This window comes from Chryseobacterium tagetis (assembly GCF_016735585.2).
GTDB lineage: Bacteria > Bacteroidota > Bacteroidia > Flavobacteriales > Weeksellaceae > Chryseobacterium > Chryseobacterium tagetis.
Map to the genome: position 1 here is coordinate 287,194 of NZ_JAERSE020000005.1, position 12,812 is coordinate 300,005.

Consider the following 12,812-nt stretch of genomic DNA (forward strand, 5'->3'; position numbering starts at 1 on the left):
AATGAATTGGAAAAATTGTATTTTGGGTGGTGCATTGTCGGTGTTATTGTTTTCTTGTGGAACAAGGCAGGAGATCAACTATATGAAAGATATTGAAAATCTTGTATTAGACAATTCCGTGAAAAATAGCAGAAGCACGTTGCAGCCAGGAGATCAGCTGGTGATTACAGTTTCTGCCAAAGATATGGATGTGGTGAAGCCTTTTAATCAAGTGTATTCTTCGACGTCTACGATTGCACAGCATTCTACCCAAAGTTCCAATAATCTGGCTCAACAGGTTCCTAGTTCAGGACCTACCTATAACGTAGATACTGACGGGAATATTATTTTTCCACAAATCGGAAAGGTAAGCACCAAGAACGAAAATTTAGAAACATTCAGGCTGAAGCTTACGGATTTGATTAGAGAATATGTGAAAGAACCAGTGGTGGATGTAAAATTAATTAATTTTAAAATAGCTGTTTTGGGTGAGGTTGCTAGGCCTGGGCAGTATGTATTCTCGGAAGGGAATACAACTCTGTTAGGAGCTTTGGGAATGGCTGGAGATCTTACACCATATGGAATAAGAACGAATGTATTGGTGGTTAGAAATGTGGATGGTAAGTTTACAAAAGAAAGAATAGATCTTACTAGCGCACAGTTTATCAATTCTCCATATTATTATCTAAGGCAGAATGATATCATTTACGTACAGCCAAATGCCAATAGAGAAAAAGCAGCAAGAGTAGACCCGAATACAGGTTTATACATATCTGTGGCATCGGTGATTGCTTCTTTGGTGATTGGTATTTTAGCATTGACAAAAAATTAATTTTACACATCTAATCATTTATAGTGGATCAGAATTATTTGGATAATCAGGAAGAATCTTTAAACCTGAGAGAAATTCTTAAACCTTATCTTCACCGTTGGTATTGGTTTATCATTGGAGTTGTTATAACAATTATCGGAGCGTGGTTTTTCCTAAGATATAGTGTTCCTGTATATAATACAGAGGCTACGCTTCTTATTAAAGAAGTGAAAAAATCAACATCTGGGCAGCCTGAACTATCGGTGATTTCCGAGTTGGGTGGAATTGGTGGAATGGGAACTAATTCAGTGGATAATGAGATTGAGATTTTCAAATCCAAAAAGCTCATGCTTTCCGTGGTGAGAGAACTAGGATTAGAGACAAGTATTTATGCAAAAGGAAATGTAAAAGATACTGAGTTATACAAAGAAACGGCTCCTTTTACAGTAAGAATGATTGAAGAGTTTCCTAAAGCAAAATATCCGGCTAAACAAGTATTAGCATCAATACAGAATGGTCATCTCATATTAAAATCAGAGTCTTTTAAACAGGATATACAAGTAGATTTCAATAAAGCAATAAGATTACCTTTTGGTATTGTAATTTTTCAAAAAAATTCTCATTTTAAAAAAGAAAAAAAAGATGAAGGAAACTATACATTGCAGTTTATGTCTGGTATGGATCGTTCACGAAATCTTTTGAGTAAATTGATTGTAACTCTTGTACAGAAAGAAGCAACAGTGCTGAAAATTTCAATGAATGATGTGGTACCGGAAAAAACAGAAAACATTCTGAATCATTTAGCAATTAACTATAACAAAGAAGCTATTAATGATAAAAGTTCCGAAGCGCAAAAAACAGCAACATTCATTGATGACAGAATCAGGCTTATTGGGTTGGAGCTAGGTAAAGTAGAGAATCAAAAAGAAGACTTTAAGGTTAGAAACAATATTGCAGATATTCAAACTGAGGCAGCATTATCTTTGGAGAGTGTCACAAAAATACATCAAACTCAACTGGAAAATGAATCCCAATTAGAATTGGTGAACAGTTTAATCAGTTATTTGAACAGACAAGGGAGTTTCCAAATATTGCCATTGAATGTAGGCTTGAAAGATTCAAACACCGCTTCTGATATTGCAGTATATAATCAATTGGTGATGGAAAGAAACCGATTGTTGGAGAATTCCACCACGGCAAACCCATTGGTGCAGGATATAACGAAACAGATCAATGGAATACGTACAGGAATTGGGGCAAGCTTACAGAAAAGTAGATCTGCATTGCAAATTGCAACAGCCAATATTCAGGTGGAACAAAATCGTCTATCTGGGATGATTTCGAAAATTCCGGTACAGGAAAAGCTATTTAGAAGCATCGAAAGACAGCAGAATATCAAAGAGCAATTGTATTTATTATTATTACAGAAAAGAGAAGAGGCTGCAATTTCATTAGCAATTGCAGCACCAAAGGCTCGTATTGTAGACGATGCATTAACGAATCCTATTCCTGTTTCTCCTAAAAAAATGATTATTTATTTGGGAACGTTAGTTATTGGATTATTGATTCCATTTGGAATTATTTACTTAGTGGAGTTATTCAATAACAAAATACAGACTAAACATGATCTTGAAGGCTTATCAGAAGGAGCTTCAGTGATTGGTGAATTGCCATCATTGGAAAAAGGAGCTTCGGAATTAGTGCAAATGAACGATTTATCACCGTTAGCAGAAGCATTTCGTATTTTGATTACTAATCTGAACTTTATGTTGGCTAAAAATAAAAAAGGAAATGTTATTTTCGTTACATCTACAGTAAAAGGAGAGGGAAAAACATTTACTTCTGTAAATTTAGCGTTAACGTTGGCTACTCCTAGAAAAAAGGTAGTTATTATTGGTTCAGATATTAGAAATCCTCAATTACAAAGATATAATGATAGTAGGAGAGGATTGATTGGACTTTCAGAATTTATGTATGATGACCATATGAAGGCTTCAGAAATAATTCATCCAACTTCTTTTAATCCTTATTGTGATGTGATTTATTCGGGAGCTATCACTCCAAATCCTACAGAGTTATTATCAAATGGGAGATATCAGGAATTGGTAGAAAGTTTGAAATCCGATTACGATTATATTATCTTAGATACAGCTCCATTGATGCTGGTAACAGACTCTTTTCTTATTGCTGATGTTGCCGATGTTACAGTCTATGTAACGAGATCTGGGCATACAGAAAAAGAATTAATTAAATTTGCTAACCATCAAATTAAAGATAAAAAAATCCATAATGTTGGATTTGTTCTGAATGATGTATCAAAAAGGAATAGTGGTTACGGTTATGGGTATAAATATGGTTATGGTTATACTGCGGATATTGAAAAATCTTGGTGGAAAAAATTGTTTAGCTAATTCAACACTAAAAAATAATTATGGTCTCTATAAAAGCAAACCGAATTATATATGAGTTGATATTGAAAAAAGATAACTAAATAATATTAATTAAAGCATATAGAATAGGATTTGATATCTAACTTGTAAATAGTAAATGGAAAAAAAACATAAAATAGCGGTAATTGGTTTAGGGTATGTTGGTTTACCCTTAGCTAGGCTATTAGCAACAAAATATCCGGTAGTGGGCTTTGATATCAATCAAAATAGAGTTTCTGAGCTTAACAATGGATATGATAGTACATTAGAAGTAGATAATGAAATCCTTCAGGCTGTTTTGCTTGAGGAAAATTCTTTTGTTGTTACGAACAAATCGCAAGGTTTATACTGTTCAACAAGCCTTGATAGTATTAAAGATGCAAACATATATATAATTACTGTTCCTACTCCCGTTGATAAGCATAATCGCCCTGATCTTACGCCGCTTTATAAAGCCTCTGAAACGGTAGCAAAAGTATTGAAAAAAGGAGACATAGTAATCTATGAATCTACAGTATATCCTGGAGTAACTGAAGAGGAATGTGTTCCTGTATTAGAGACGATTTCGGAGTTGAAGTTTAATATTGATTTCTTTGCCGGTTATTCTCCGGAAAGAATAAATCCGGGAGATAAATTACATTCTGTAGATAAAATTTTAAAAGTAACATCTGGCTCGACTCCTGAAATAGGAAAAATAGTTGATGACTTATATAAATCGGTGATTACGGCTGGAACGCATTTAGCACCTACAATTAAAGTAGCTGAGGCATCGAAAGTTATTGAAAACTCGCAAAGAGATGTCAATATTGCATTTATGAATGAATTAGCAAAGATTTTTTCTTTAATGGATATTGATACGCACGATGTTTTAGAAGCAGCTGGAACAAAATGGAATTTCCTGCCTTTTAAACCTGGATTAGTAGGTGGACACTGTATAGGTGTTGATCCTTTTTATTTAGCTCAGAAAGCTCAGGAAATAGGTTACTATTCTGAATTAATACTTTCTGCAAGAAGATTAAATGATTCTATGGGGGCATTTGTAGCTTCTCAAGTCATTAAATTGATGATTCAAAAGAATATTCCCATTAAAGGAGCAAAAATATTGAATCTTGGAATTACATTTAAAGAAAACTGCCCAGATATTAGAAATTCTAAAGCAATAGATGTTATCTCCAATCTGAAAGAATATGGGGTAGAGGTAATAACATTTGACCCTTGGGCAGATCCTAAAGAGGTGATGTATGAATATGGGATAACCAGTCATACAGAACTTAAATCTTGTCATCCTAAGGATACTGACGAATCTCATAGATTTGATGCTATTATTCTTACAGTTGCGCATCAGGAATTTTTAAATTTATCTTTGAACAATTATCTAAAAGATAAAGGAGTAATATATGATGTGAAAGGAATAATGAAGAAAGATCAAGTAGATAAAAGACTATAGTTTAGAATTGTTCAGATAAGGATTAAGTATATTAAAAACAAAAAGAAGAAAGATGTTAGAACATGATGTGAGACCATGGGGAGAATATTGGGTATTAGAAGATACCAATACTCATAAAGTAAAAAAAATTTTGGTAAACCCAGGAGGTAGACTTTCTTTGCAATATCATCATTATCGTGCCGAAGTATGGACAATAGTTTCAGGTATAGGTACCATAACAATTAATGACGAAATTAAAGATTATTCTGCAGGAAATGTAGCACAAATTCCTTTAGGTGTACATCATCGTATTGAAAATAAAACAAGTGAACCTGTTGTTTTTATTGAAGTACAATATGGAACCTATTTTGGGGAAGATGATATTGTGAGAGTTGAGGATGATTATAATAGAATGTGAAATTGTTATTAATACATAAAAAAAAATAGACAATTTCTAGAACCTTTTAAATATAAATATCCATATGAAAATATATAACGTAATTTTATCAGGTGGTGTTGGAAGCAGGCTTTGGCCTCTTTCTCGTAAACAACACCCGAAGCAGTTTCTTAAATTGTTTTCAGGAAAGTCATTATTTGAATTAACTGCTGAACGTAATCAGAAAATTGTAGATCAGATTATGGTTGTTGGAAATACAGATCATATTGAATGGAGTAAGCAGCTTCTTAATGATATTTCTTTGCCTAAGAAATTTATTACCGAAACTGCGGCTAGAAATACAGCTGCTGCCATTGCATTTGCTGCACTAGCTGTTGATCCTGATGATATATTAATTATTACCCCATCTGATCATTTAATTCAGAATCAGGATGCTTATGAAAAGGCAATAAAAGAAGCTGTTGAACTGGCAAAAAAAGACTTTTTGGTAACTTTTGGAGTCGTTCCTTCAAAACCAGAAACAGGGTATGGGTATATAGAATATGAAGGAAAGGATGTACTTTCTTTCAGAGAAAAACCGAATACAGAAACTGCACAAGAGTTTTTGGAAAGAGGAACTTTTCTTTGGAATTCTGGAATGTTTTGTTTTAAAGCTGGGATACTTTTAGAGGAACTAAAAAAATATCAGCCTGAAGTATTTGATAAATGTAGTGAAACTTGGAAAACTTCTGAAAACCAATGTTTAGATGTAGATGCTTCACTTCAGATTCCCTCCATTAGTATTGATTATGCAGTAATGGAGAGATCTAAGAAAATAAAAGTAGTTCCAGCTCACTTCAGGTGGAATGATTTGGGATCTTTCGAATCATTATATGACTATTTACGTTCTACAGGACATCCTATAGATGAAAACGGAAATATGGTAATTGGAACAGAAATATTCACGGCTTTTGTTGGGCTCAAAGATTCTATTTTAGTATACACTTCCGATGCCTTATTGATTCTTCATAAAGAAAAATCGCAGGATGTAAAAAAAGTGTATAACCAACTTGAGAAATATAAATCTACATTAAGATAGTTAAAGTAATAGGGTTTATTATAAAAAGCTAAATTTTAAATAAAATTTTATTAAAAAATAATATAATAATTGCAAAAATATTTTAGCACCTTTTGAATTTTCAAATGTCTCAAGTTTTAAATTGATTTAAATGAGTATAACATATACCCTAAAAATTGTTGATATCATTCAAGAAACTGATGATACTATTACGCTTTGTTTTAAGCAACCCGCATTAAAAAAGATACAGTATGTTGCGGGACAATATTTGACATTGATTGTAAGAATAAACGGTAGAAGATATATAAGACCTTACTCATTTTCCTCTTGCTATGGAGTGGATCGCAATATAGAGGTTACTATAAAGAGAGTTCCAAATGGAATTGTTTCCAATTATATTATTGATATGATAAACATTGGAGATTCTATTGAGGTATTACCACCTATGGGAGATTTTATTTTAGGTGTTTCTCCTAAGCAAAAAAATATTTTTTTGTGGGGAACAGGTAGTGGAATAACTCCTTTAATTTCTATTACAAAATCTGCACTATATCAGTTCGATGACTTAAAAGTGCACCTAATTTACGGAAATAAAAATTTTGAAAGTACAATCTTTTTAGAAAAGATAGAGTCTTTGAAAGAGGAATTTCCTGAAAGATTTAATAGAACATATTTTCATACAAGATTTGAGATAGATAAGAATTTTCCATATGTAATTGAGGGAAGAATACAAGAACGTAGAGTTAACTCAATAATTGATAGTCATATCAAAGAAGATGAACAGCTACATTATATATGTGGTCCTGTAGGTTTAAAAGAATCTCTCAAAATGGCTTTTAAAAGTTTAAATATAAATGAGAGAAATATCTTTTCTGAAGATTTCGAAATTTTAAGAAATCCATCTGATTTCGATGATATTTCGACTCAAACGATTAGTTTATATTTTCAAGGAAGGAATGAAATTTTAGAAGTAGTAAAAGGACAAAGTATATTGGAAGCAGCACTGAACGTTGGTTTAGAATTGCCTTATTCTTGTCAAACAGGTAACTGTAGTACCTGTAAAGCAACCCTGTTATCTGGTGGAATAAAAATGATTGGACTTACTAAAGAAAGGGAAGATTTAAACGAACAAGAGTATTTGCTTTGTTGTTCACATCCAAAAGATAATATTGTTTCAATAAAAATTTAAACATAAAAATGAAAGTAGTTATTTTAGCAGGTGGCCTAGGAACCCGATTGATGGAAGAAACTGAGGCGAGGCCTAAACCAATGGTAGAGATTGGAGGAAAGCCAATATTATGGCATATTATGAAAATATATGAAACCTATGGTTACAATGATTTTGTATTATGTCTAGGGTACAAAGCGCAATCAATCAAAGAATATTTTTTGAATTACTATCTTTATAATTCTGATGTCACTATTGAATTAGAAAAAAATAAAGTAGATGTACACTTTTCAAATTCTGAATCGTTTAAAGTAACTCTTGTTGATACCGGATTACACACCAACACGGCAGGTAGAATTAAAAAAATTCAAAAATATTTAAACGATGAAACTTTTATGCTTACTTATGGTGATGGCGTATCAGATGTTAATATTAGTGAATTGGTTAAATTTCATCAAAGTCATGGGAAGCTTGCAACGCTTACGAGTATCCAGACTCCTGGGAGGTTTGGAAATATCGAAATGGATGAACGGGGAAATGTTGAATATTTTGTTGAAAAGCCACAAGGCGATGGTATGTGGATAAATGGAGGTTTCTTTGTTCTTGAGCCAGGAGTTTTTAAATATCTTGAAGGTGATATGGATGATATTCAATGGGAGAAAAAGCCTTTGATAGATATTGCTAATGATGGTGAACTATCTGCTTATAAACATAATGGATTTTGGAAACCTATGGATGCATTGAGAGATAGAATAGAATTGGAACAGCTTTGGAGTTCGGGTGAAGCAAAATGGAAAATTTGGTAATATGTTTGAAGATTTAAAACAAATATATAGCGGTAAAAAAGTTTTTTTAACGGGTCACACTGGATTTAAGGGTGCATGGATGCTGAAAACTCTTTCTCTTTTAGGGGCAGAAGTAAAGGGCTATGCATTGGAACCCCTTACAGAAAATGATTTATTTTATCTTATTGACGGTCAGTCGCTATGTGAATCAGTAATTGCAGACTTAAGAGACAGGGATAAATTAAAAAAGGAGCTTTGTGAGTTTGAACCAGATTTTGTATTTCACTTAGCGGCACAACCATTAGTACGCTTGTCATATGAAATTCCCTCTGAAACTTTTGAAGTTAATGCTATTGGTACTGCTAACCTACTTGATGCAATAAGATTAATTAATAAACAATGTTCTGTTGTTTTAATTACAACAGATAAAGTATACCACAATTATGAATGGCTTTATCCCTACCGTGAAAATGATAGGTTAGGAGGATACGACCCATATAGTGCAAGTAAGGCATGTACCGAGTTGGTTATCGATTCTTACCGTAATTCTTTCTTTAATACTAAAGATTTCAAGAATCATAAAAAAGGGATTGCAGTCGGACGCGCAGGTAATGTTATTGGTGGTGGTGACTGGTCTAAAGACAGACTCATTCCAGATATTGCAAGAGCATTATCTCAGGATGAAGAAATAATTATCAGAAATCCTTTTTCCGTACGTCCATGGCAGCATGTTTTAGAGCCAATAACCGGATATCTTATGTTAGGGTCTTATTTACATTCCGAGCCTGTAAGATATTCTCAAGCATATAATTTCGGTCCGGTTGCAGAAGATGCATTATCCGTTGAACAGATGCTAAAACTGGCAATTGAATCTTGGGGCTCTGGTAAATATAAAGTAGTAAGCGAAACCAATCAGCCTCATGAAGCTGGCTTACTTAAACTTGATGTAAGTAAAGCTGCTTTTGAACTAAAATGGTTTCCTAAAATGAAAGCAAAAGATACAGTGGATTTTACTATAGCATGGTACAGGCAATTTAAAAATGAGCCTTCAACAATTAATAATTTTACTAAAGAGCAGATAATTAATTTTTTGCAAAAAAAATAAATAAACAAAGACTAATTAAAAACAAATGAATTTGGATTTCAACTTAAAAACATTTACACCTCCTGTTGCTGGGAAAGATTATATTCCGGTTACTGGTAAAATTATTGAACAAGACGACTTATTGCTATGTATGGAATCTGTCGCAGATGGATGGTTGACTGCGGGTAGGTTTGCTAATGAATTTGAATCTGAATTTGCAAAATATTTTGGAGCAACAAAAGCATTATTGGTAAACTCTGGTTCATCCGCAAACTTGGTAGCTTTTTATGCTCTGACATCTCCAAAACTAGGAGATAGAGCAATTAAACCTGGTGATGAAGTAATAACTGTAGCTGCGGGATTTCCTACAACTGTCAACCCAATAGTTCAGTTTGGAGCAGTGCCTGTATTTATAGATGTTGATGTGGCAACCCATAATGTGAAGCCTGAAATGATAGAAGCGGCAATCAGTTCTAAAACTAAAGCGATCATGATTGCACATTCACTTGGTAATCCGTTTGATTTGGATGAAGTGATGAGAGTTGCAAAGAAATATAATTTATGGGTTATTGAAGATGACTGTGATTCTTTGGGAGCTACATATAATGGTAAAAAAACGGGTACATTCGGTGATATATCAACATTTTCTTTTTATCCTGCTCATCATATAACAATGGGAGAGGGTGGTGCTGTATTAATAAATAACCCTGTACTTTCAAAAATTGCCGAAAGCTTTAGAGATTGGGGGAGAGATTGCTATTGTGAACCGGGTAAAGATGATACTTGTGGATGCCGATTTCAGCAGGAATTAGGTTCACTTCCTTACGGATATGATCACAAATATACTTATTCTCACATAGGTTTTAATTTAAAAGTTACTGATATGCAGGCTGCACTTGGAGTTTCTCAATTGAGGAAAGTGGATCGCTTCGTTGAAAAGAGAAGACAAAATTTTACTGCTTTATACGAAAGGATGAAAGAGTTTGAAGAAATTTTCATATTACCACAACCAACACTTAATTCGGAGCCTTCATGGTTTGGTTTTCTGATGACGTTACGTGACGGAGATGCAGCAGACAGACATATGCTTGTACAGCATCTCGAAAAAAATAAAATAGGAACAAGATTATTGTTTGCGGGTAATCTGCTTAGACAGCCAGCTTATGCAGGGGTTAATCACAGAGTTGTTGGTGACCTTACTAATACTGATATAATTATGAATCAATCTTTTTGGCTAGGGGTTTGGCCAGGACTTGATGAAAGTCACTATGATTATATAGCAAATGTAATAAGAGATTACATTAACAGCTAAATTAATAAACAAAATATCAATTCAATGACCGTATCTATCATCGGCACAAACGGACTTTTAGCAACCGAACTAGGATTGTTTTGTAATAAAAAAGGTATGAATGTTAAAGCATTTGGAAGGAGAAAGCCAGATTTATATGCTTATAACCAATTTGATACTTTGGATTTAATGACTGAACAAATTGATTTGGATTCTCTTTTGGACAGTGATGTAATATTCTACACTGCTGGTGCTGGAATACAATCTAATTTGAAGGACTCATTTGAAGCAATCTATAAATTAAATACTTACATACCTATCCTTTTATGTAAAAGTCTTTCAGAGAAAGGATTTAAAGGAACATTAGTAACATTTGGTTCTTGTTTTGAAATAGGTAATAATAATGAATCAGTAGTTTTTGATGAAGATAACGTTGTGACATCTGTTCTAGATGTTCCAAATGATTATTGTGTTTCAAAACGTATTTTTACACGTTATGCAACCTCTGATAATTTGAATTCTTTTACTCATTTACACATTATTCTGCCTACAATTTATGGTGAAAAAGAGGCTACACACAGATTAATTCCTTATACAGTTTCTGCAATTAAAAATAAGGCACCTATGCAATTCACTAAAGGTACGCAAATCAGACAGTATTTGTATGCTGGTGATATACCTGCAATAGTTTTTAGTTTGATTGATAAGAAATATAATGGTGTAATCAATATATCGGGTGTAGAAACATATACGGTAAGACAGATAGTTGAGATGATATATAGTTTTTATGGAATTGAAATTACGGAAGAATTATTTGGTAAAGCTGAAAGGTCTGATATTGGAATGCTAAATCTTCAGTTAGATGGAACTAAGCTGGAAAATATATTGCCTGAATTGAATTATACCACTTTCACAGATTCCTTAAAATTGTACGATTTATGTCTCTAAAAGAAAAAATAAAGGTTACTTCGCTAAGAGTTATTTCTGATAGTAGAGGTTGGTTTTTAAAGGTGATTAATGGTTACGAAGAAAACCTACCTAAACATACTGGAGAAATATATTTTACAAGTGCATTACCTGGAAAATCAAAAGGTGGACATTATCATATTAGAGCTGTAGAATGGTTTGTTTTAATCAAAGGTCAATGCGATTTGCACTTGATTGATGTGGAAACAAATGAAAAAATGATTCTTAAATTATCATCAGACGATCCTATGACTATTTACGTACCGAATAATGTAGCTCATAGTTTTTTCAATACGGGTGAAGTTGATTATATATTAATGGCATACTCTGATATACTTTACGATCCTGTAGACACAATACCCTATGACTTTAACTTTTAATTATAGTAATGTGGTGGCTGATCACGCAGAAATAAAAGCAGAAACTTACTTAAGTATATGTATTCCTACTTACAACAGAGTTGAAAAAACATTTCAACTCGTTAAATCCATACTAAATTACGATGGAAATGATGTAGAAGTTATTGTAGTTGATAATTGCTCAACGGATAGTACACAAGACTTGTTAAAAACGATTAGTGATGATCGTTTTAAATATTTAAGAAATAAAGAGGCAATTGGGGGTATGCCCAATATTCTTAATTCGATGACTTATGCGAGTGGTGAGTATGTCTTATTATGCTTAGACAAGGATCATGTACTACCAAATAAAATTTCACAATTTATTGATCAAATAAAGAAATCAAATTTTTCGGTTGGACAATGTTCTTTAGATTCCTCAGAGTTTGATAAAAATATAACTTACAAGGAAGGTATTGATTCAATTATAAACATTGCGTATACATCCGAACATCCTTCAGGTTTATTTATTAAAAATAATATCATAAAAGAAAAGGCATTCATTAAAAATATTGTAGATAAATACAATGCTTTTGCTTTCTTGCCAGAATTATTAAAAGCAGAAGTTGCTTTATATGGTGGTACAGCAGGTAGAATTAATATGCCGTTTGTGGTTACAGAAACAAGGGAAGAATGTGCAAAGGAAATTTCCCATACATATAAAGGAAATAATATTTATTTTATGCCAGATAATGTAATTATTAGGTTTAATATTTTTAAAGAACATATTGATAGCCTAAGTATTTCTGCAGAAAATAAAAAAAAATTAACCGAAAGAATTTATAAATCATTGTTGGTTAGTGCTGCAATTGAATATAAAAATATTATGCTTGATGAAAAAATATGTAGGCATCATGGTATCAATACTCGAAAAGTTGGAAAAAAAGAACAGATAAAATATTTGTGGCAATTCAATCGAAATTTTTTTAACAGTAATTTTTCTGATAATAATTTTTGGAAATATAAAACTACTGTTATATTGAGTACAAAACTCTTATTGAGAATTCTAATAAAAAGCTAG

Annotated in this window: 12 protein-coding genes; all 12 read left to right on the plus strand. The window is 32.7% G+C overall.

Annotated elements, in window-relative coordinates; translation table 11 throughout:
- The first annotated feature begins 1 nt into the window (after position 1).
- The 12 genes from JI747_RS18155 to JI747_RS18210 all read left to right on the plus strand — a co-directional run bounded on the left by JI747_RS18155 (position 2) and on the right by JI747_RS18210 (position 12,812).
- Entirely contained in the window at positions 2-811 is an 810-nt protein-coding gene (locus JI747_RS18155; RefSeq protein ID WP_225690280.1) for a polysaccharide biosynthesis/export family protein, read from the plus strand.
- Between the two features lie 23 nt (positions 812-834).
- Positions 835-3,201 carry a GumC family protein gene (locus JI747_RS18160; protein ID WP_225690281.1) on the plus strand — a complete coding sequence of 789 codons (2,367 nt, stop codon included), beginning with the start codon at positions 835-837 and terminating at the stop codon, positions 3,199-3,201.
- Positions 3,202-3,337: 136 nt separating this feature from the next.
- Positions 3,338-4,666, plus strand: a complete 1,329-nt coding sequence (locus JI747_RS18165) for a nucleotide sugar dehydrogenase (RefSeq protein ID WP_225690282.1) — start codon at positions 3,338-3,340, stop codon at positions 4,664-4,666.
- Between the two features lie 52 nt (positions 4,667-4,718).
- On the plus strand, positions 4,719-5,063 hold the full coding sequence (locus JI747_RS18170; RefSeq protein ID WP_225690283.1) for a phosphomannose isomerase type II C-terminal cupin domain: 345 nt from the start codon (positions 4,719-4,721) through the stop codon (positions 5,061-5,063).
- Positions 5,064-5,127: 64 nt separating this feature from the next.
- A complete protein-coding gene (locus tag JI747_RS18175; protein ID WP_225690284.1) occupies positions 5,128-6,120 on the plus strand; it encodes a mannose-1-phosphate guanylyltransferase in 993 nt (330 codons plus the stop codon).
- Positions 6,121-6,250: 130 nt separating this feature from the next.
- Positions 6,251-7,288, plus strand: a complete 1,038-nt coding sequence (locus JI747_RS18180) for a ferredoxin--NADP reductase (protein ID WP_225690285.1) — start codon at positions 6,251-6,253, stop codon at positions 7,286-7,288.
- Positions 7,289-7,296: 8 nt separating this feature from the next.
- The gene (rfbF, locus tag JI747_RS18185; protein ID WP_225690286.1) at positions 7,297-8,073 is read left to right on the plus strand and encodes a glucose-1-phosphate cytidylyltransferase; all 777 of its coding nucleotides are present in this window, start codon (positions 7,297-7,299) and stop codon (positions 8,071-8,073) included.
- A gap of 1 nt (position 8,074) precedes the next feature.
- Positions 8,075-9,157, plus strand: a complete 1,083-nt coding sequence (rfbG, locus tag JI747_RS18190; RefSeq protein ID WP_225690287.1) for a CDP-glucose 4,6-dehydratase — start codon at positions 8,075-8,077, stop codon at positions 9,155-9,157.
- A gap of 25 nt (positions 9,158-9,182) precedes the next feature.
- Complete coding sequence (rfbH, locus tag JI747_RS18195; protein ID WP_225690288.1) at positions 9,183-10,448, plus strand: lipopolysaccharide biosynthesis protein RfbH; 1,266 nt, start codon at positions 9,183-9,185, stop codon at positions 10,446-10,448.
- A 24-nt stretch (positions 10,449-10,472) separates the two neighbouring features.
- The gene (locus JI747_RS18200; protein WP_225690289.1) at positions 10,473-11,375 is read left to right on the plus strand and encodes an NAD-dependent epimerase/dehydratase family protein; all 903 of its coding nucleotides are present in this window, start codon (positions 10,473-10,475) and stop codon (positions 11,373-11,375) included.
- The gene (locus JI747_RS18205; protein WP_225690290.1) at positions 11,366-11,773 is read left to right on the plus strand and encodes a polysaccharide biosynthesis C-terminal domain-containing protein; all 408 of its coding nucleotides are present in this window, start codon (positions 11,366-11,368) and stop codon (positions 11,771-11,773) included. The genes JI747_RS18200 and JI747_RS18205 overlap by 10 nt, the downstream gene beginning before the upstream one ends.
- Positions 11,757-12,812 carry a glycosyltransferase family 2 protein gene (locus JI747_RS18210; protein WP_225690291.1) on the plus strand — a complete coding sequence of 352 codons (1,056 nt, stop codon included), beginning with the start codon at positions 11,757-11,759 and terminating at the stop codon, positions 12,810-12,812. The genes JI747_RS18205 and JI747_RS18210 overlap by 17 nt, the downstream gene beginning before the upstream one ends.

Coding starts and splice junctions, on each gene's coding strand:
- rfbH (WP_225690288.1), top strand. CDS start 9,183: ATGAATTTGGATTTCAACTTAAAAACATTTACACCTCCTGTTGCTGGG.
- JI747_RS18165 (WP_225690282.1), top strand. CDS start 3,338: ATGGAAAAAAAACATAAAATAGCGGTAATTGGTTTAGGGTATGTTGGT.
- rfbG (WP_225690287.1), top strand. CDS start 8,075: ATGTTTGAAGATTTAAAACAAATATATAGCGGTAAAAAAGTTTTTTTA.
- JI747_RS18175 (WP_225690284.1), top strand. CDS start 5,128: ATGAAAATATATAACGTAATTTTATCAGGTGGTGTTGGAAGCAGGCTT.
- rfbF (WP_225690286.1), top strand. CDS start 7,297: ATGAAAGTAGTTATTTTAGCAGGTGGCCTAGGAACCCGATTGATGGAA.
- JI747_RS18205 (WP_225690290.1), top strand. CDS start 11,366: ATGTCTCTAAAAGAAAAAATAAAGGTTACTTCGCTAAGAGTTATTTCT.
- JI747_RS18170 (WP_225690283.1), top strand. CDS start 4,719: ATGTTAGAACATGATGTGAGACCATGGGGAGAATATTGGGTATTAGAA.
- JI747_RS18210 (WP_225690291.1), top strand. CDS start 11,757: ATGACTTTAACTTTTAATTATAGTAATGTGGTGGCTGATCACGCAGAA.
- JI747_RS18155 (WP_225690280.1), top strand. CDS start 2: ATGAATTGGAAAAATTGTATTTTGGGTGGTGCATTGTCGGTGTTATTG.
- JI747_RS18200 (WP_225690289.1), top strand. CDS start 10,473: ATGACCGTATCTATCATCGGCACAAACGGACTTTTAGCAACCGAACTA.
- JI747_RS18180 (WP_225690285.1), top strand. CDS start 6,251: ATGAGTATAACATATACCCTAAAAATTGTTGATATCATTCAAGAAACT.